The organism is Mesorhizobium sp. P2_C7 (assembly GCF_056404515.1).
In genome coordinates, this window is the sequence record NZ_JBFUDW010000002.1 from 266,996 (window position 1) to 286,808 (window position 19,813).

At 62.8% G+C, this 19,813-nt stretch carries 19 protein-coding genes and 1 other RNA gene; 6 read left to right on the forward strand and 14 right to left on the reverse strand.

Annotated elements, in window-relative coordinates; translation table 11 throughout:
* Positions 1-133: 133 nt before the first annotated feature.
* The 12 genes from AC1D2G_RS06250 to ffs form a co-directional block, all read right to left on the reverse strand.
* A complete protein-coding gene (locus tag AC1D2G_RS06250) occupies positions 134-880 on the reverse strand; it encodes an ABC transporter ATP-binding protein (protein WP_477412713.1) in 747 nt (248 codons plus the stop codon).
* Positions 877-1,710: an ABC transporter ATP-binding protein gene (locus tag AC1D2G_RS06255; protein WP_095082464.1), complete on the reverse strand. Its 834-nt coding sequence runs from the start codon at positions 1,708-1,710 to the stop codon at positions 877-879. Before AC1D2G_RS06255 ends, AC1D2G_RS06250 begins: the two co-directional genes overlap by 4 nt.
* Entirely contained in the window at positions 1,707-2,627 is a 921-nt protein-coding gene (gene nikC, locus AC1D2G_RS06260) for a nickel transporter permease (RefSeq protein WP_095082466.1), read from the reverse strand. The genes AC1D2G_RS06255 and nikC overlap by 4 nt, the downstream gene beginning before the upstream one ends.
* A complete protein-coding gene (locus tag AC1D2G_RS06265) occupies positions 2,624-3,685 on the reverse strand; it encodes an ABC transporter permease (protein ID WP_095082468.1) in 1,062 nt (353 codons plus the stop codon). Before AC1D2G_RS06265 ends, nikC begins: the two co-directional genes overlap by 4 nt.
* An 18-nt stretch (positions 3,686-3,703) precedes the next feature.
* Positions 3,704-5,347, reverse strand: a complete 1,644-nt coding sequence (locus tag AC1D2G_RS06270) for an ABC transporter substrate-binding protein (protein WP_477412715.1) — start codon at positions 5,345-5,347, stop codon at positions 3,704-3,706.
* A gap of 254 nt (positions 5,348-5,601) precedes the next feature.
* Positions 5,602-6,894 (reverse strand): lytic murein transglycosylase, encoded by a 1,293-nt coding sequence (locus AC1D2G_RS06275; protein ID WP_477412717.1) that lies wholly within the window; start codon positions 6,892-6,894, stop codon positions 5,602-5,604.
* A 25-nt stretch (positions 6,895-6,919) separates the two neighbouring features.
* Positions 6,920-7,525 (reverse strand): recombination mediator RecR, encoded by a 606-nt coding sequence (recR, locus tag AC1D2G_RS06280; protein WP_477412719.1) that lies wholly within the window; start codon positions 7,523-7,525, stop codon positions 6,920-6,922.
* 89 nt (positions 7,526-7,614) lie between these two features.
* Entirely contained in the window at positions 7,615-8,541 is a 927-nt protein-coding gene (locus AC1D2G_RS06285) for a cell wall hydrolase (protein WP_477412721.1), read from the reverse strand.
* 131 nt (positions 8,542-8,672) lie between these two features.
* Positions 8,673-9,080 (reverse strand): hypothetical protein, encoded by a 408-nt coding sequence (locus AC1D2G_RS06290; RefSeq protein ID WP_477412723.1) that lies wholly within the window; start codon positions 9,078-9,080, stop codon positions 8,673-8,675.
* A gap of 20 nt (positions 9,081-9,100) precedes the next feature.
* Entirely contained in the window at positions 9,101-9,424 is a 324-nt protein-coding gene (locus AC1D2G_RS06295; RefSeq protein WP_477225316.1) for a YbaB/EbfC family nucleoid-associated protein, read from the reverse strand.
* A 31-nt stretch (positions 9,425-9,455) separates the two neighbouring features.
* Positions 9,456-11,258, reverse strand: coding sequence for a DNA polymerase III subunit gamma/tau (locus AC1D2G_RS06300; protein WP_477412725.1), 1,803 nt, complete (start codon positions 11,256-11,258; stop codon positions 9,456-9,458).
* Positions 11,259-11,363: 105 nt separating this feature from the next.
* An RNA gene (gene ffs / locus AC1D2G_RS06305) (signal recognition particle sRNA small type) lies at positions 11,364-11,460 on the reverse strand.
* A gap of 154 nt (positions 11,461-11,614) precedes the next feature.
* Here ffs and AC1D2G_RS06310 point away from each other — a divergent pair.
* The 3 genes from AC1D2G_RS06310 to AC1D2G_RS06320 are packed head-to-tail and all read left to right on the forward strand — an operon-like array spanning position 11,615 to position 13,359.
* Positions 11,615-12,034, forward strand: a complete 420-nt coding sequence (locus AC1D2G_RS06310; RefSeq protein ID WP_184877469.1) for an HIT family protein — start codon at positions 11,615-11,617, stop codon at positions 12,032-12,034.
* Between the two features lie 37 nt (positions 12,035-12,071).
* Positions 12,072-13,016: an NAD(+) diphosphatase gene (gene nudC, locus AC1D2G_RS06315; RefSeq protein WP_477412727.1), complete on the forward strand. Its 945-nt coding sequence runs from the start codon at positions 12,072-12,074 to the stop codon at positions 13,014-13,016.
* 37 nt (positions 13,017-13,053) lie between these two features.
* The gene (locus tag AC1D2G_RS06320) at positions 13,054-13,359 is read left to right on the forward strand and encodes a Dabb family protein (RefSeq protein WP_477393375.1); all 306 of its coding nucleotides are present in this window, start codon (positions 13,054-13,056) and stop codon (positions 13,357-13,359) included.
* On the opposite strand, the gene AC1D2G_RS06325 is transcribed toward AC1D2G_RS06320, so the two are convergent.
* Positions 13,356-14,219 carry a prephenate dehydratase gene (locus tag AC1D2G_RS06325; protein WP_477412729.1) on the reverse strand — a complete coding sequence of 288 codons (864 nt, stop codon included), beginning with the start codon at positions 14,217-14,219 and terminating at the stop codon, positions 13,356-13,358. The two genes, AC1D2G_RS06320 and AC1D2G_RS06325, sit on opposite strands and share 4 nt — an antisense overlap.
* A gap of 42 nt (positions 14,220-14,261) precedes the next feature.
* Positions 14,262-14,990, reverse strand: a complete 729-nt coding sequence (locus AC1D2G_RS06330; RefSeq protein ID WP_095082492.1) for a 3-deoxy-manno-octulosonate cytidylyltransferase — start codon at positions 14,988-14,990, stop codon at positions 14,262-14,264.
* Positions 14,991-15,183: 193 nt separating this feature from the next.
* Between AC1D2G_RS06330 and AC1D2G_RS06335 the strand changes: the two genes are divergently transcribed.
* From AC1D2G_RS06335 to AC1D2G_RS06345, 3 genes are all read left to right on the forward strand, one after another.
* Complete coding sequence (locus AC1D2G_RS06335) at positions 15,184-15,891, forward strand: c-type cytochrome (protein WP_477412731.1); 708 nt, start codon at positions 15,184-15,186, stop codon at positions 15,889-15,891.
* Between the two features lie 164 nt (positions 15,892-16,055).
* On the forward strand, positions 16,056-17,933 hold the full coding sequence (locus AC1D2G_RS06340; RefSeq protein WP_477412733.1) for an extracellular solute-binding protein: 1,878 nt from the start codon (positions 16,056-16,058) through the stop codon (positions 17,931-17,933).
* A complete protein-coding gene (locus AC1D2G_RS06345; RefSeq protein ID WP_477412735.1) occupies positions 17,933-19,801 on the forward strand; it encodes an extracellular solute-binding protein in 1,869 nt (622 codons plus the stop codon). Before AC1D2G_RS06340 ends, AC1D2G_RS06345 begins: the two co-directional genes overlap by 1 nt.
* Positions 19,802-19,813 lie beyond the last annotated feature (12 nt).

Consider the following 19,813-nt stretch of genomic DNA (forward strand, 5'->3'; position numbering starts at 1 on the left):
GGTTTCAGTTGCCTCGCCAACCTTCCGCCGTTTGTAATTGGCGAAGCGGTTGCGCGAGTAATCTCCCCCCTTGAGGGGGAGATGGCCGGCAGGCCAGAGGGGGGCGCGACGGAACTCGACGTGGAAAGATCAGCTACGCCCGCACAAATCCTTCGCTCGCCCTGAGCAGATTGCGCGTATAGTCCTTCGTCACACGCCGCTCGACAAGGTCGTCCGCACTCAGATTCTCCACCGCCTCGCCGCTCTGCATCACCATCAACCGCCCGCACATATGCGTGATGATGGCGAGGTCGTGGCTGACCATCAGGAAGGTCAACTTGCGCCGCCGGCGGACCTCTTCCAAAAGGTTGAGCACCTCCGCCTGTACCGAGGCATCGAGTGCCGAGGTCGGCTCGTCGAGCAGCAGGATCGACGGTTCGAGGATGAGCGCGCGCGCGATCGCCACGCGCTGGCGCTGGCCGCCCGACAATTGATGCGAGTAGCGGAAGCGAAAACCGTTACCGAGGCCAACCTCGTCGAGTGCCCGCTGGATGCGCTTTTCGCCGTCGGCAAAACCATGGATGGCGAGCGGTTCCTGCAGCAGGCGATCGACGGTCTGGCGCGGGTGCAGCGAGCCGTACGGATCCTGGAAGACCATCTGCACTTCGCGGTAAAAGGCCTTGTCGCGGCGAGCACCAAGTTTTTTGCCGTTGACGGTGATGCTCCCCGACGCAACAGGCGCAAGGCCGGCGATGGCTCGTAGCAGCGTCGATTTCCCGGAGCCGGATTCGCCGACCAGGCCGAAGGATTCGCCCGGCTGCACGTCGAGGCTGACACCTTTCAGCGCGTGAAAGCGGTCGAAGATCACTCCCAGCCTGTCGACGGCAATCGCTGCTGTCATGCCGCCCACTCCGGCTTGCGGTCGAGCACCGGCAGCGGGTGACGGTCAGCGCCGATCTTGGGCATGCAGTTGAGCAGGCCGCGCGTATAGGGATGCTGGGCGCGGCCGAGTTCGGACGCCTTGAGCTGCTCGACCACCTTGCCGGCATACATGACGATGACGCGGTCGCAGAAGGACGAAACCAGGCGCAAATCGTGCGAGATGAAGATCAGCCCCATGCCGCGCTCGCTGACCAGCCGGTCGAGGATGCCGAGCACATCGAGCTGCACGGTGACGTCGAGCGCCGAGGTTGGCTCGTCGGCGATCATCATTTCCGGTCCGGCGATCAGCATCATGGCGATCATGGCGCGCTGGCCCATGCCGCCGGACACTTCATGCGGATGCAGGTCGAAGACGCGGGCCGGGTCGCGGATCTGCACCGCTTCCAGCATCGCCAGCGCGCGGTCGCGCGCCTCGGCCTTGCCGACTTTTTCGTGGGTGCGCAGCGTCTCGACGATCTGGCGGCCGATGCTCATCACCGGATCCAGCGAATATTTCGGATCCTGCAGGATCATGGCGATGCGTTTTCCGCGCAACGCACGGCGTTCGCGTGGCGAGACGCTGAGCAGGTCGATGCCGTCGAAGGCAAGCTTGTTCGCCGATATGCGGGCCTGCGGCGGCGTGAGCCCCATGATGGCGCGGCCGGTCTGCGACTTGCCCGAGCCGGACTCGCCGACAATGCCGAGCCGTTCGCGGCCAAGCGAGAAGGTGACGCCACGCACCGCCTCGACCAGCCCGGTGCGGGTCGGGAAGGTGACGCGCAGGTCCTCGACGTCGAGAAGCGTGCTCATTGGTCACCACTGCGCGGATCGAGCGCGTCGCGCAGGCCATCGCCAAGCAGGTTGAAGCCAAGGCTGACGATCAGGATGGCGAAGCCCGGTGCACCGGCCACCCACCACTGGTCGAGCACGAAGCGGCGGCCCGACGCGATCATGGTGCCCCATTCGGGCAGCGGCGGCTGCGCGCCGAGGCCAAGGAAGCCGAGACCGGCGGCGGTCAGGATGATACCGGCCATGTCGAGCGTCACCCGGATGATCAGCGAGGAGATGCAGAGCGGCATGATGTGGCGCAGCACGATGCGGAAGGGCGAGGCGCCCATCAATTGCACCGCCTTGATGTAATCGGAATTGCGCACGGTCAGCGTTTCCGCGCGGGCAATTCGAGCGTAGGGCGGCCAGGAGGTGATGGCGATGGCGAGCACCGCATTCTCGATTCCGGGGCCCAGGGCCGCGACAAAGGCCAACGCCAGAATCAGCTTGGGGAAAGCGAGGAAGATGTCGGTGATGCGCATCAGGATCGCATCGGTCCAGCCGCCGGCATAGCCGGCGACGGTGCCGACCAAGAGGCCGATCGGTGCGGCGATGATGGCAACCAGGATGACCACGTAGAGTGTCCAGCGCGAGCCGTAGAGAATGCGCGAGAGGATATCGCGGCCGAGATCGTCGGTACCGAACCAGTGCTCGGCGCTCGGCGCCAGCAGGCGCGAGCCCTTGAGGTCGCCGAATGTCGGCGAATAGGGCGCCAGCACGCCGGCAGTGGCGGCAACGACCAGCAAGGCAATGATGATGAGCAGGCCGAGAAACGCCAGCCGGTTGGCGGAAAAGCGCCGCCAAGCCACATAGGCGCGGCCGAGCCGTGCCTGCATGCGCGACGCCGGCCTCTCGCTGAGCAGCCAGTCGCGACGGGTCTGGATGGCGTCGGCGCTCATGCGGACTTCGTCCTCGGATCGAGCACGCGGTAGAGCAGGTCGGAGAGAAGGTTGATGCCGATGAACACCGAGCCGATGACGATGGTGCCGCCGAGCACTGCGTTCATGTCGGCGTTCTGCAGCGAATTGGTGATGTAGAGGCCGATACCTGGCCACGAGAACACGGTCTCGGTCAACACCGAGCCTTCGAGCAGCCCGGCGTAGGAGAGCGCAATCACCGTCACCATCGGCACGGCTGCGTTGCGCAGCGCATGGCCCCAGATGATGCGGGTTTCCGACAGGCCCTTGGCGCGGGCCGCGACGATGTATTCCTGGGCGAGCTCATTGAGCATGAACGAGCGCGTCATGCGGCTGATATAGGCGAGCGAGAAATAGCCGAGCAGCGAGGCCGGCAGGATGATGTGGCGGAAGGCGTCATAGAAGACGTCCCACTGCCCCTGCCACAGGGAATCCAGGAGATAGAAGCCGGTGATCGGCGTGAAGGTGTATTCGTAGACGACGTCGAGCCGGGCCGGAAACGCCACCCATTGCAGCTTGGCGTAGAACAGCACCAGCGCCAGCAGCCCAAGCCAGAAGATCGGCACGGAATAACCGATGAGGCCAATGATGCGCACGATCTGGTCGATGAGACTGCCACGCCTGACCGCGGCCAGCACGCCAAGTGGCACGCCGAACAATGCACCGATCAGCGTTCCCAGCGTCGCCAGTTCCGTCGTTGCCGGAAGGGCGCGGCGAATGTCGGTCATGACCGGATTGGTGGTCAGCACCGAGGTGCCGAAATCACCGTGTAGCGCGCTTCTCACATAGATGTAGAACTGCTCCACCAACGGCAGGTCGAGGCCCATCTCGCGGCGCGTGCGCTCGACGACATTGGCCGGCGCCCGATCGCCGAGCACCGCCAGCACCGGGTCGATCGGGATGACGCGGCCGATGAAGAAGGTGACCGCGAGCAGACCAAGATAGGTCGTGATCGCGATGACCAGGAAACGGCCGAGCGATGATGCAAGGGCGACGGCGCGGGCGCTGCGGCGCCCGCCCTCGTTTTCAATCGCGCTCATGCGGCGCGTCCGTCGGCGTTATTCCTTGGAAACCGGCCCGACGAAGTTGCTGTCGAAGCTCGGACCGAGCGCGAAGCCCTTGAGGTTCTTGCGCAGGCCCGCCACTTCCAGCTGCTGGTGGATGACGACGAAGGGGCTGGTGTCGAGGATCTTCTTCTCGAGATCCTTGTACATATCGGCGCGCTTGCCCGCATCCTTCTCGAGCAGCGCTGCTTCCGTCTGCTTGGTCAGGTCCGGAATGTCCCAGGCGTTGCGCCAGGCAAGCGTATGGGACTTGCCGGTATCCGAATTGTCCGGGTTCGAGGCAAAGGTCTGGGCGTTGGAGTTCGGATCGAAATAATCCTGGCCCCACTGGCCGATATAGATGTCGTGGTTACGGGCGCGGTACTTGGTCAGCGTCTGCTTGCCGTCGCCCGGAATGATCTCCAGCTTGATGCCGGCCTGGCCGAGCGTCTGCTGGATCGATTCCGCCATGCCGGTGGTCGGCTGGCCGGTGCGTACATCCATGGTTACGCTGAAGCCGTCGGGCAGACCGGCCTTGGCGAGCAATTCCTTGGCCTTGGCAACGTCGAGCTTGAACGGATTCTCGTCGAGTTCACCCAGCACGCCTTTCGGCAGGAAGGTCTGATGGATCTCGCCGATACCCTTGAGGATGGTCGAGCCCAAGGCATCATAGTCGACCAGATACTTGAACGCCTGGCGTACCTCGGGTTTGGCGAGGTTCGGGTTCTTCTGGTTGAGGCTGATGTAGTAGACCGTACCTTTTGGCGCGCTGGTCGATGTGAGATCGGCGTTCTTGGCAATGGCGTCGAGGTCGTTGGGCTCGAGGTTGCGGGCAACGTCGATGTCGCCGGCTTCGAGCGCCAGGCGCTGGGCCGAGCTTTCCTTCATGTTTCGATAGATGACGCGGGCAAGTTTGGCCTTTTCGCCGAAGTAATTGTCGTTGCGCTCCATGACGACGGCTTCGTTGGCGCGCCATTCGCGCAGCTTGAAGACGCCGGAGCCGGCGTAGCCGGTTTTCAGCCAGGCATTGCCGAAATCATCGTCCCATTTGTAGTCGGCACTCGGCGTGACCGCGGCGACATGTTCCTTGACCAGCTTGGCATCGACCACCGAAGCAACGGTTGCCGACAGGCAGTTCAAGACGAAGCTCGGTGCATAGGCCTTGTCGACTACAAACTGGAAGGTGGTGTCGTCGACCGCCTTGGCCTTCTCGGTGACGTTGTCCCCACTGATGCCGAACTGGCCGATGATGAAGGCCGGGCTCTTGTCCAGCTTGACGGCGCGCTCGAAGGAGTAGGCGACATCGGCCGCGGTGATCGGATTGCCCGAGGCGAATTTCAGGCCCGGCTTGAGCTTGAATGTGTAGGTCAGGCCGTCGTCGGAAACGGTCCAGCTTTCGGCGAGGTCGCCCTTGACCTTCGAGGTGTCGCTGAGGTCGAGACGGACGAGCAGATCATAGGTGTTGCCGGTGACCTCGGCGGTCGACAACTCGAACGCCTCGCCCGGATCCATGGAGATGATGTCGTCGATCGCGAAACCTTCGACCAGGGTGTCGGCGGGGGTGACCGCGCCCGCTGGCGCGCCGGCCAGAAGCAGCGCGGACATGGCGGCACCCGCGAGCAGGATGCGCGAGCGTAGAGCAAACTTTTCCATCATCATTGTGATTGTTCCCTGTTTTGTTGACCTGAGTTCCCGGCTCAGGATTGCAGTATTCTTTTCGGGGCCGACAATGGCCCTCTGCCCACTTACCGTCGTGGTTTTTGTCCAATTGGTCAACACCATATCCGGCGGCATTCTGGCCCGCAACGAGCATTTGCAAGACAGCGTATTGGACCAGAATGGGCTGGGGCGAGTCGATGCACGCGCCGGCTAATTGATGCCGCCAATCGGGAAAAATCTGCTAAATATCGGAGCTACTTCAGCGCCGCGACCAGATCGGCATCAGGAAAACAGGTGGCGGCGCGGCCGTTCTTGGCTTGCCACTTGCCGATCGACCGGCGGGTCTTGAAGCCGGGCAGGCCGTCGGCGCTGCCGACATCGTAGCCCTTGGCCTCCAGCGCCCGCTGCAAGGCGGCGATGTCCGACCGGTAGAGCCCGCCGACCGCGCCCCAGCTGCCGGCAAAATTGCTGTCGCCATGGGCGATGCGATCGGCGCCGTGGCCGATGAACAGCGCGTAGAGGTCGCTGGTGTTGTATTCCTTCAGCACGTAGAAATTGGGGGTGGCGATGAAGGCCGGCCCGCTGCGCCCAGCCGGCATCAGCAGGAAGCCTTCAGCTTTCAGCTCGCTCGCCGGAAACGGCTTGCCGCCAACGCGCTTGATGCCCATGTCAGCCCATTGCGAAATTGTCCTACCCTGGTCCGGACCCTCCAGCGAACAGGAGACCGTCTCCGGGACGGTCACCTCAAAACCCCAGCCACGCCCCCTCACCCAGCCATAGTGGACGAGGTAGTTGGCGATCGAGGCCAGCACGTCCGGCGTCGAATTCCATATGTCGACACGGCCATCGCCGTCGAAATCGACGGCATGCTTCAGGAACGAAGTCGGCATGAATTGCGGCTGGCCGAGCGCGCCGGCCCAGGATGACTTCATTGCGCCGACCGGGGCCAGGCCGCGCTCGACGATTTCCAGTGCGGCCAAAAGCTCGGTGCGAAAGAATTCCTTCTTGGTCGACATGAACGCCTTGGTGCCCAGCACCTCGAAGGCATCATAGGGCATTTTCGCCGCGCCGAAGCCGGTTTCACGGCCCCAGATCGCCAGCAGCACTTCGCCCGGCACGCCATAGCGCTTTTCGATGGCGGCCAGCGTGCGGGCATTGGTCGCTTCGCGCGCCCGACCGCCGGCCGTCACCGCACCGATGGTCTTCTCGGCGAAATAGGCGCCGGGTGAGCCGAATTCGGCCTGATGCTGTTTCTGCGGCGTGGTCGCCTTTTCGCCCGGCTTCACCAGGTCGGGCAGCTTCAGATTGGGCTTGATGCCATCGAAAGCGGCGTCGAAGGTTTTTTTGGAAATGCCTTTCGCCTTCGCTTCCGGCCACAGATCGTTCTGCAGCCAGGCGCGGAATTGGTCGTCGATTTTTGCAGCGGAGGCGGGGGCAGCCAACAGACCAAAAAGTGCTGCCAAGAAGACTGCAATTGCCAACCTTCGAGGTCGGCGTTCCTTCGTACCGGTGGGACGGCGTGCAATCGCCTGAAGAAAACCGCTCATCACAGACTCTTCTCCGCCAATTGCGTCAAAACGCCGTCCGCGAGCGAAGTGCGGCAGCCAGCGTGCCCTCGTCGAGATAGTCGAGCTCGCCGCCGACCGGTACGCCATGCGCAAGGCGTGTCACCTTGATGTCGAAGCCGGACAGCTGATCTGTGAGGTAGTGCGCGGTGGTCTGGCCCTCGATCGTCGCGTTGACGGCGAGGATGATCTCCTTGACCTCGCCGCCGGCGACGCGGTCGATCAGCGAGCGGGTGTTGAGCTGGTCGGGGCCGATACCGTCGAGCGGCGACAGCGTGCCGCCGAGCACGTGGTAGCGCACATTCATCGCTGCCGCCCGCTCCAGCGCCCATAGGTCGGAAACGTCTTCGACGACGATGATGGTGCCGGCGTCACGGCGCGGATCGATGCAGATCATGCATGGGTCCGACGTATCGACATTGCCGCAGGTCGAGCAGATGCGCACCTTGTCGGCAGCCTCGGCCATGGCGGCGGCGAGCGGCGACAACAGCTGCTCCTTCTTCTTGATCAGATGCAGTGCCGCACGCCTGGCCGAACGCGGCCCCAGCCCCGGCACCTTGGCCAGGAGCTGGATCAGACGTTCGATCTCCGGACCGGCGATTCGCTTGGACATCGCTCTGATCTAGGATTTTTCAGTGCGTTTTGGAACATCCCGCGTCTGCATGACCCGCCATATTGTCCTGGCGGGCCATGGAGTACGGATCAGTTGACCTCGAGCGGGCGGCTCTGGCTGGCGATCATCGCGCCGATGGCGTCAGTGTTCTCCGGCGTCGACTGGAATCCCATCGACGCCTCTTGCGGCGCGTTCGCAACGGAGGAAATGACCGGCTTGGCCAGAGTTCCGCCAAAACGGGCGGCATCCGGTTCCTCCATCGGTTCTTGCATCGCCACCACCGTCGGCTCGGCCGAGGTGCGCAGGGGTTTCGCGGTCGGCACCACGGCGGCGGTCACAAAGCTCTGTTGGGCAGGCGCGGATCGGATGGTTGCCGGCTTGGCCGGACGCACCGGCTCGGCGGAAGCAACAAGGATCACCGGTGCTGCCGGCTTCACGGGCGCCGCCGAGGCAATGGCGACCTGCGGCTCATCCGGCAGCGGCTGCCAGTTGCGGCCACGCTTCTCGTAGAAGGCATTGCCGCCGGCAACCATGGTGTAATGCATGTTCTTGTAAGGGAAACGCAGCCCGGCGGTGTGGAAATACATCGTGTTCTTCAGCTTGCCCTTGCGCTCGCCCTTGAGCACGGCGTCGGCGGCTTCCTCGACATCGGGCATGGCCCGCGAATTCATCGGCCGGGTCATGACGCCAGGCGCGAACTGCCCGGGCTCGCCCACCACCTCGCAGATAGTGCTGCCGTGGTTGCCGGAGCGCAACCGGTTCATGACCACCGTGCCGACCGCGATCATGCCGTCGCGGCTCGACCGGTTGGACTCGAAGAACATCGCCCGTTCCAGGCATTCCCTGTCCTTTGGCGTGTGACTGTAAGATCGGGAACTCAGGAAACTCGGGGTGATGGCGTCGGTCAGGCTGGCGACGGACATGCCGTGCGAGGTGGTCTGGCTGCAGGCAGCCAAAAACAAGGGTGAAATGACGGCGCCGAGCAACAGCGGCGTCTTCCATCGCATGGAAATCAAAAGGTAACCCTCACTTCGATGCCCGCCCCCAGGCTGCGGCAAGAATGAGACACTTTCAGGCAAAATGATGGCTAAAACGTTATTAGCGAGGCACTGTTGCCAAACTGGCACAGTTGCATGGCTTTATTCTGTCAACGCGCCGCAGCCATCGAGACCGGCTGACCAGGTTCGACCTCTTCGACTTTCTCCGAAAACAGGCCGCGCCTGAGGAAGAGCGCCAGTGCGTCCTTGGCGGTCGGCGCGATCTTTCCCGGCCAGTCGCTTTCGATGAATTCGGCCTTGGTGAAGTCTGGATTTGTCTCGCAGGCCGCCTCCAGGAATTCGGCGATCTCGAGCACGATCACACGCTCGTCCTTCGACAGCGCCGACGTGCCGGCCTCGATCGACGGGCGATGCACGTAGTCCTCGAACAGGTCGAAGTAGCCCCTGATGCCGACAAGATCGACGCCGGCGTCGCAATCGGCCAGGATTTCCAGGATCTCGTAGATCCTGCTGCGAACGCGCTGCTCGATCAGTCTTTCGGAGGGCTCTTCGATCATGGGCGTAGCGCCACCGAACGTTAGAAGGGCAGTTTCATTCCTGGCGGGATCGGCAGGCCGGCGGTCAGTGCCTTGGTCTTCTCCTGCATGATCTGCTCGACCTTGGTCTTGGCGTCGTTGTGGGCGGCGAGCACCAGGTCCTCCAGGATCTCGACATCATCCTCCTTGAACAGGGAGCGATCGATCTTCAGCGACTTCATCTCGAATTTTCCGGTCAGCGTCACGTTGACCAGGCCGCCGCCGGCCTGGCCGGATGCTTCCAGCGTGGCGATCTCGTCCTGCATGGCCTGGAACTTGGCCTGCATTTCCTTCGCCTTGCCCATCAGGCCCAGAAGATCTTTCATGGTCGCGTCCTTTGCGGATTCGTGGCTCTTGTCAGGTTTCGTCGTCGTCCGCTGGCGGCTCGACCGGCACTTCGGCCTCGGTCGTATCGGCTTCCGGCGAGTCGGGAATGCGCACGTCGATGATCTTGGCGCCGGGGAACCGCGCCAGAATGGCGGCGACCGTAGGATCGCTCTTGGCATCGAGGAAGGCGGTCTCGCGCTTGGTCGATTCCATTTCGGCGAGCGTCTGGCCGCCCTCTTCCTTCGACAGCGAGACCAGCCAGCTGCGGCCGGTCCAGGCGCGCAGTTTCGTCGTCAGGTCGTTGAGCAGCATCTTGGGCGCATCAGCGGTCAGACCGACGTCGATGCGGCCGGGCTCGATGCGAACGAGACGGATACAGCTCTTGACCAGCACCTTGAAGGCGATGTCACGCTGCGCGTCGGCAAGAGCAATGATGTCGGCCAGCGATTTCAGCGGAACCTGCGGCGTCTCCAGGACCGGTTGCGGGGGCGCGACGAAAGCGGCGGGCGCGGGCGTGACCTCGACCAGCCGCATGGTCTGCGCGCCGCCTGGCCCGGATGGCATGCGGGTCTGTGCAACCGCGCCGGCGCCGCCACCATTGCCGGAACCCGCGGGTGCGCCGTTGGGGCGCGACGCGCCATTTTGAACAGGCGCTGCGCCCTCAAGCGATCTCAACGCCTCGTCCAGCGTCGGCAGGTCAGCGGCGTGGGCCAGCCGGATCAGCACCATCTCGGCGGCGCTCACAGGCCGGTTGGAGGACTGCACCTCGGGGATGCCCTTGAGCAGCATCTGCCATGTCCGCGACAGCACCCTGACCGACAGTGTCCTGGCGAAATCCGCGCCGCGTTGCCGCTCGTCCTGCGACARCGCAGCGTCGTCGACAGCCGATGGCACGAAACGCAGCCGGGTGACGAGGTGGTTGAACTCGGCAAGATCGGTGAGCACGGCAGCCGGATCGGCACCGGTGTCGTACTGTGCGCGGAATTCCCCGAGAGCGGCGGCCACATCGCCCTTCATCACATGTTCGAACAGGTCGACGATGCGGGCACGGTCGGCCAGCCCCAGCATCGCCCGGACCGCGTCGGCGCTGACGGAGCCCGCGCCATGGGCGATCGCCTGGTCGAGGATGGAGAGCGAATCACGGGCCGACCCTTCGGCTGCGCGTGCGATCATTGCCAGCGCGTCGTCGTCGACCGAAATGCCTTCCTTGGCCGAGATCGAGGAGAGGTGCGCGACCAGCGCGCCGGCATCGATGCGCCTGAGGTCGAAGCGCTGGCAGCGCGACAGGACGGTGATCGGAACCTTGCGGATTTCGGTGGTGGCGAAGATGAATTTGACGTGCGGCGGCGGCTCTTCCAGCGTCTTCAGCAGGCCGTTGAAGGCCTGCGTGGAAAGCATGTGCACTTCGTCGATGATGTACACCTTGTAGCGGGCCGAGACCGGCGCATAGCGCACGCGCTCGATGATATCCCTGATGTCGTCGATGCCGGTGTGCGAAGCGGCATCCATCTCGATGACGTCGACATGGCGGCCTTCCATGATCGCCTGGCAATGCTCGCCCAGCACGGCAAGGTGGACCGAAGGTTGGTCTGTTGTCGGAGTTTTATAGTTCAGGGCCCGCGCCAGTATGCGCGCCGTCGTGGTCTTGCCGACACCGCGCACGCCCGTCAGCATCCAGGCCTGGGCAATGCGGCCGGTGGCAAAGGCGTTGGTGAGGGTGCGCACCATCGGCTCCTGGCCGACCAGCTCGGAGAAGTTCGAAGGACGGTACTTGCGCGCCAGCACCCGATAGGCAGCGGCCTTGTCCGTTCCCGAATTTCCGGCTTCGCTCATTCGCCCGTAAAGCTCCAAAGGGCCACGCCCGAAGGCGGCCTATTTCTGCGCATAGTCTCGCCCGCGCAGCAATGCGTCGTCAATGTCGCGAGAGGAGCCGATGAGGTGGGAGGCTGGAACAATGACCCGTTCCGGGCTCGTTAGGGCTGCTTCCTTCCGGACCTGACCCGGTTGGCGAGTGGATCGTCCACCACCAACCTCCCGCCGTCCATATCGGCAATTCGGCGATGAAATGCAAGGGCGCAGGCGAATCTGCATCACGAACCGCTGGGGATCAATGATTCGCTTGCAGCCCTGTTGCTGCCGCTCTAGCGTTTATGAGTTTGAGGAAACCAAGAAAAGCAAGGGAAACGCCGATGCTGCCGGGCCTTAAGGCCGGATTCACGCTGGATGCCCGGCTGGAGGCGGACAGCGAACAGTTGATGTGGCTTGGGCTGTGCGAATTGCGGGTGATGAACGACCGGCGCTGGCCATGGCTGCTGCTGGTGCCGCAGCGGCCGGGCGCGGAAGAAATCCACGACATGACGCCGCTCGACCAGGCAATGCTGACCTTCGAGACCAATATGGTGGCGCAGGCGCTGAAGAAGGCGACCGGCTGCACCAAGATCAACACCGGCGCGCTCGGCAACATCGTGCGCCAACTGCACATCCATGTCGTCGCGCGTTCAGAGGGCGATCCCGGCTGGCCAGGCCCGGTGTGGGGACACGGCCTGCGCGAGCCCTATCAGCGTTCCGACCTGCGCCGGTTTGCCCAAACGATAAGGGCGGCGCTATAAGCCTTCCCCGTGTCCATCCCAAAGCATCAGAGTCCGCATGAGCTTCCGCCTGTTTGACGCGCCGCTGCGCGAGCCGAGCCAGTTCGTCGGCTTTGCCGGCAACATCATCGACCGGCAATCCGAAAACCGCGCCGACGATTCCGTCGACAAGGCGCTGGCCGATCCGACGACGCGGCTGCTTCTGATGAATGGCGGCCGGCTCTATCTGAAGCTCGGGGGCAACGGTGGCCTCGACCCCTGGTTCGGCGCCGCCGAGAGCGAGCCGTTCAAGGTTTCCTTCGCCCACGGCGTCCTGCTCGGCTTTTCCGACCTGGGACCCGTGCTGGCGATACCAGCCGGCGTCGAGGCCGAACATTTGCCCGAGACCGTCAAGGCGATCGACTATCGTTCGGTCTACATGCAAGGGCTGATCGATGAGGCGGCCGCCGGCGCGATGGCGCAAGGCGCTGCCCTGCTCGCCTGGCATGCAAGCCATCGCTTCTGCAGCAAATGCGGCACCGAATCACAGATGCGGGCCGGCGGCTACAAACGGCATTGCCCAAATTGCGGCACGGAGCATTTTCCACGCACCGACCCGGTGGCGATCATGCTGACGGCGACGCGGGACAAATGCCTGCTCGGGCGCGGTCGGCATTTCGGGCCGGGCATGTATTCTGCCCTTGCCGGCTTCATCGAACCGGGCGAGACGATCGAAGCCGCGGTGCGCCGCGAAACGCTGGAGGAGGCTGGGATCCGGCTCGGCCGTGTCGTCTACCATGCCAGCCAGCCCTGGCCGTTTCCCTATTCGCTGATGATCGGCTGCTTCGGCGAGCCGCTCAACGACGACATCCAGGCCGACCTCAACGAGCTTGAAGACTGCCGCTGGTTTGCCCGCGACGAGGTGCGCTTGATGCTGACCAGGGAACATCCCGGCGATCTGGTCACGCCACCGAAAGGCGCCATTGCGCATCACCTCATCCGGGCCTGGGTGGACAGCGAGTAATGGCAGCCAATACCGAAAGACATTGCAGGAGCAGAAAATGATCCGTCACACCGTCGTCTTCACGCTGAAGCACCCGCCGCATTCGCTGGAGGAGAAGAGGTTCCTGGTCGACGCCAAGAAAGCCCTCTCGGCGATCAGGGGCGTTGCGCATTTCGAGCAATTGCGGCAGGTCAGCCCGAAGAACGATTACCGCTTCGGCTTCTCGATGGAGTTCGCCGACCAGGCCGCCTACAACAGATACAACGACCACCCCGACCACGTCGCCTTCGTGCGCGACCGCTGGGTGCCGGAGGTCGAGACCTTCATGGAGATCGACTATGTGCCGCTGGGCGCGGTGATTTAGTCAGCCACCTTCCACTGCTCGCGTGACTCACTGGCCGGATAGACGCCCAGGATCCGCACTTCGCGGGAGAAGAAACGAAGCTCGTCCAGCGCCAGCTTGACCAGCGGATCGTCGGGATGGCCCTCAATGTCGGCGTAAAACAGCGTCGCGGTGAACGCCCCCAACTGGTAGCTCTCCAGCTTGGTCATGTTGATGCCGTTGGTGGCGAAACCGCCCATTGCCTTGTAAAGCGCGGCCGGCACGTTGCGGACGCGGAAGATGAATGTCGTCATCATCTTGGTGTCGGCCGACGGGCGTTCGGCCCATTGCTTGTTCTTGGTCAGAACGACAAAGCGGGTGACGTTGGAATCGGTGTCCTCGACATTCTCCTCGATGATGTCGAGCCCGTAGAGCTCTGCCGCGAGCGCCGGGGCGAGCGACGCCATGCTGCGGTCCTTGACCTCCGAAACCAGCTTCGCCGAACCCGCCGTGTCACCGGCGACCACCGGCTTCCAGCCATTCTTGCGGATGTATTTGCGGCACTGGCCAAGCGCGTGGATGTGGCTGTGCACGGTCTTGATCTCGTTGCGTTTGACGCCGGGCAGCACCATCAGCTGGAAATGGATTGGCAGGAAATATTCGCCGACGATGTGCAGCCTTGATTCCGGCAACAGATGGTGGATGTCGGCGACGCGCCCGGCGATGGTGTTCTCGATCGGGATCATGGCGAGGTCGGCCTTGCCCGTCTCGACCGCGTTGAACGCATCCTCGAAGGTCGGGCACGGCAACGGCTCCATCGAGGGATAGACGTTGCGGCTGGCGGTGTCGGAATTGGCGCCCGGCTCGCCCTGGAAGGATATTCTGTTGGTCTTTTCAGGCATGCCCAAGTCTCGGTTCAAGGTGTCTCTGTTGGAAGGGATTGTTCAGTGCGAAAGGATGGTTCTGGCGCGTTCGAGGTCTTGCGGCGTGTCGACGCCAAGCGGCAATGATCGCACGATCTCGGCATCGATGCGCATGCCGGCTTCCAGCGCCCGCAGCTGTTCCAGTCGTTCGCGCCGTTCGAGTGGCGACGGCTTCAGCGCGACGAAGCGCTCGAGTGCCGCGCGCCGATAGGCGTAGAGGCCGACATGATGGTACAGCGCGCCCTCGCCCCATGGCGCGGTGGCGCGGGTGAAATAGAGCGCCCTCAGCCTGGTGCCGGAGAGCGGCGAGCCGACGATCTTGACGACGTTGGGATTGGTCTTTTCCTCGTCGCGGACGATCTCGACGCCGAGCGTGGCGATATCCACCGCCCTGTCCTCGAACGGCCTGAGGGACGCGGCGATGATTTCCGGGTCGATTGTCGGCAAATCGCCTTGCACATTGACGATCGTTTCGACCTTGCGTTCGGGATCAAGCGCGACCAGAGCCTCGTGGATGCGATCGGAGCCGGATTCGTGATCCATGCGCGTCATCACGGCCTCAAAACCATGCGCGCGCACCGCTTCCGCCACGCTTTGCGTGTCGGTCGCCACCACCACCCGGCCGAGGCCGGCCTCGGCCGCACGACGGGCGACATGGACGATCATCGGCGCGCCGGCGATGTCGGCCAGCGGCTTGCCTGGCAGGCGGGTCGAGGCCATGCGGGCCGGGATCAGGATCAGCGTGGACATGCGCGTTGCAAGGCGTCTCAAAAGGGGAAGGGAAAAGTGGCAAAAGGTCTCACTGGAAGCGCCCTTATAGGTGTTGCAACGCCGGAGCAAAAGACCTAGTTTCCGCCCGATTTGACCGCCTTAGCAGGGTGGGTCACGATACCGACGGACGGAGTGGACGGATCGGTCCGCCGGAAAAGGGAGCAAGGGGCGTATGGATTCCAACGAAGTCAACAAGCTGCTCGCCGGATTGCTCGGAACTGTTTTCGTGGTCTTCTCGGTTGGCCTTGTGTCGGATGCGCTGTTTGCCTCGCCGGCGCCGGAAAAGCCCGGCTTCGCCATCGAAGCCGCCGAACCTGTCGAAGGCGGCCCGGCCGCTCCGGCTGCCCAAGCCAAGCCGATTGCCGACCTTCTGGCGACCGCCAATGTCGAAGCGGGCGCTGCCGTGTTCAAGAAATGCCAGGCCTGCCATTCCGGTGAAAAGGGCGGCCCGAACAAAGTCGGCCCCGATCTGTGGGATCTCATCGACCGTCCGGTTGGCGAGCATGAAGGCTTTGCCTACTCGGCCGGCATGAAGGAATTCTCCAAGGGCGGCACCGAGAAGTGGACCTATGACAACATCAACCACTTCATCACCTCGCCGAAGAAATTCGTGAAGGGCACGGCCATGGGCTTTGCCGGCCTGCCCAAGGACGAGGACCGCGCCAACGTCATCGCCTATCTGCGCACGCTGTCCGACAATCCCAAGCCGCTGCCGGCGCCAGGGGCTGCCGCCGATGCGACCGCACCCGCCAAGCCTGCCGAAGCAGCCGCCCCGGCCAAGCCGGCCGAGGGTGCCGCTCCCGCCAAGCCGGCGGCTCCGGCCGCGCCAGCCCCCGCCGCCCCAGTTCCAGCCGCTCCGGCACCGGCGCCTGCCAAATAAACAAATTGTAACCTCAACGATCTTGAAAAAGCCGGGTTCAGCCCGGCTTTTTTGTTAGCAAGATCGCATATGCAGCGACAAAGCCGCGCATTGCGGTTTTCACGAGGAGCAAATCATCTAGATTGCCTTTGTGGAATGGACACGCAGCGCGAAGAGGACAGTGCATGACGGTTGGCCGAACGCTTCTCAAATCGTTGCTGGCGGCAGCCCTGCTGGCGGCGGGATTGCAAGTGACACAAGCCGACGAATGGCGCACCACCTCCTCGCTGATCGGCGAGTCCAAATACGGCGACAATTTTCAGCACTACGACTACGTCAACGCGAACGCGCCCAAGGGCGGCACGCTGAATTCGGTGGTGCCCGGCACCTATGACAGCTTCAACCCCTATATCGTCCAGGGATCGCCGGCCGCCGGACTGGTCGGATTCGGCGGCGGCCTGCTCTACGACACTCTGATGGAGCAGGCGACCGACGAAGGCAGCACCAGCCATCCGCTGATCGCCGATGCCTACAAATATCCGGCCGATTATTCCTCCGCGACCTACCGGCTCGACCCGCGCGCGAAATGGCATGACGGCCAGCCGATCACCGTCGACGACGTGATCTGGTCGTTCCAGGTGTTGAAGGCGAACAGCCCGCAATACAGCCGCTATTTCGAGAACGTCACCGATGCGGTCGCCGTCTCCGACCGCGAGGTCGAGTTCCATTTCAACCAGAAGGGCAACCGGGAACTGCCGAAGATCATCGGCGACCTTGCCGTGCTGCCGAAACACTGGTGGGAAGGCACCGATGCCAACGGCAAGAAGCGCGATGTAACCAAGCCGACGCTGGAAATTCCGCTCGGTTCGGCCGCTTACAAGATCGCCAGCTTCAAGCCCGGCTCGGAAATCATCTGGCAGCGCGTGCCCGACTACTGGGCAGCCAAACTGCCGGTGAAGATCGGCCGCGAGAATTTCGACACGCGACGCTACACCTATATACTCGACGACAACGCGGCCTGGCTGGCCTTCACCAAGGGCGGGCTGGAGGACATCAACCGCGAATACAGCTCGCGCAAATGGGCAACGGCTTACAATTTTCCTGCATTCAAAGCCGGTGATGTCGTCAAGAAGGACTTCCAGACCCAGGCGCCACAGGCGATGCAGGGTTTCGTCCTCAACCAGCGGCGGCCGCTGTTCCAGGACCGGCTGGTGCGTGAAGCGCTGACCATCCCGTTCGATTTCGAGAGCATGAACCGCACGCTTTTCTTCGGCTTCAACACCCGCACGTCGAGCTATTTCCAGGGCACCGAACTGGCATCGAGCGGCTTGCCGCAAGGCAAGGAACTGGAAATCCTGGAAAAATATCGCGACAAGCTGCCGCCCGAACTCTTCACCCAGGAATTCAAGCTGCCGGTCTACGATTCCCCGCAAGCGGAACGAAAGTACCTGAAACAGGCGGTTGATCTGTTCGCCAAGGCCGGCTGGGTGATCAAGGGCGGCAAGATGGTCAATGCCAAGACCGGAGCGCCGTTCAAGTTCGAAATTCTCGGCTGGAACGACACCGACCAGGTGATCGCCAGCCCCTATATCGACAATCTGCGCAAGATCGGTGTCGACGCCACGCTGCGCATCATCGACCAGACGCAGTACATCAACCGCGTCAACAATTTCGATTTCGATGTCGTCACGGGGCTTCTCCAGCAGTCGGATTCGCCGGGCAACGAGCAACGCGACTTCTGGACTTCGAAAGCCGCCAATGCGCCAGGGTCGCGCAATCTGATGGGCATCAAGGATCCGATCATCGACGCGCTGGTCGACCGCATCATCTTCGCCACCGATCGCGACGACCTTGTCGCCGCCACCCATGCGCTCGACCGTATCCTGTTGTGGAACTTCTACGTCGTACCGCAATATCACCGGTCTGCCGTCTGGCTGGCTTATTGGGACAAGTTCGGTTTTCCAGACAAGCAGCCCGCCTATGTCGGCGCCGATATCGATTCCTGGTGGATCGACCTCGATAAGGAAAAGGCGCTGGCGGCCAAGTACAAGGGCGGCAATTGATGGCGGTCCTTGCCCGCCGCGATTTCCTGGCATTGGGCGGTGCCGCCACCGCCGCCGCCCTGCTGCCCGGCCGAGCCTTCGCCACCGTCCCGACTGGCGTAAAACTGCACGGCCTGTCGGCTTTCGGCGATCTCAAATACAAGCCGGACTTCGCGCATTTCGACTACGTCAATCCGGACGCGCCCAAGGGCGGCCAGATGAATTTCGCGCCGCCCAACGCCACCTTGAATCAGAGCTTCCTGACTTTCAACACATTGAATTCCCTGGTGTTGAAAGGAGATTCACCGCCGCGAACGGAGCTTTGTTTCGATTCTCTGATGGCAAGCGCGCTCGATGAGCCGGATGCGGTCTATGGCCTGCTTGCCGAGTCCGTCACCTTGTCGCAAGACCGCAATGGCTTCCGTTTCAGCCTACGACCGCAAGCTCGCTTCAACGACGGTTCGCCGCTGACCGCTGAAGACGTTGCCTTCGCGTTGAAGCTCTACAAAGACCAAGGCCATCCAAACCTTTCCAAGGCGCTGCGGTATTTGACGGAAGCGGTCGCGGTCGATCCCACCACTCTAGACCTGACCTTCAACGGCGAGCAGTCGCCGCAGAACATCCTTGCGATCGTGGCAATGCCGATCGTGTCCAAGGCCTTTTATACGGCCAATCATTTCGATGCCTCGACGATGACACCGCCGCTCGGCTCGGGGCCTTACAAGATAGGGCGCGTGGTAGCCGGACAGACTGTCGAATATGACCGCGTCGCCGGCTATTGGGGTCGCGATGTCGCCGTGAACCGCGGACTGTACAATTTCGACCGCATCCGCATCGACTTCTATCTTGATCGGCAGGCGGCTTTCGAAGCCTTCAAGAAAGGCGACACGCATTTTCGCGAGGAATTCACCGCGCGGGTATGGGCGACCGGATACGACTTTCCGGCGCTGAAGGATGGCAAGATCGTCAAACGGGAATTTCCCGGTGAGAAGACGCCAGACATGCAGGGCGTGGCGTTGAATCAACGTCGTACGCAATTTCGCGACGAGCGGGTACGGCGGGCGATCGCCAGATGCTTCGATTTCGAATGGATGAAGCGGGCCCTGTTTTACGGCTCTTACGAGCGCTCTCAATCGAACTTCGAACGGTCGGATTATAAGGCCGAAGGTTCGCCCTCGCCTGCGGAATTGGCCCTGCTCGAGCCGTTCCGGGCCGAGTTGCCACCAGAGGTCTTTGGCGAAGCCGTGACGCAGCCTCTGTCCGACGGCTCGGGCCATGACCGCAAGCTCCTGGGCGAGGCTTCGAGATTGCTTGCGCAAGCCGGCTGGAAACGTGCGGGCAGTTTCGTCGTCAACGACAAGGGTGAGCGCCTGCAGGTTGAAATGCTGGCGGAGGATGACGGCATCGTTCGCATCTTCACCCCATGGTCCGAGAATATGAAGGCGATCGGGATCGACGCCTCTATCCGGCAAGTCGATTCGGCACAGTATGAACAGCGGCACAGTGATTTCGACTTCGATCTTACCGTGCTGCATTGGTCGATCGGAGCGACGCCGACTAACGACGGCCTGGAGATGCTCTATGATTCCCGAATGGCGAAAACGCCGGGGCAACGCAACTATCCGGGCACGGAAAGCAAGGCCATCGACGCGCTGATCGTCGCTGCCGGCAAGGCGCAAAGCCGAAACGAACTCGTCACCGCGCTCAGGGCGCTCGACCGGGTCTTGCGCGCACGGCTAGACTGGATTCCAACATACTATCTGGCGAATCACCGCGTCGCCTATTGGGACATGTTCGACTTCGTCGAGCAAAAGCCCGATTTCGGCTTTCCAGTCGAGACGCTGTGGTGGTTCGATAAGGGCAAGGCGGCAAAAATTGGCAAAGGCTGAGATGTTCGCTCA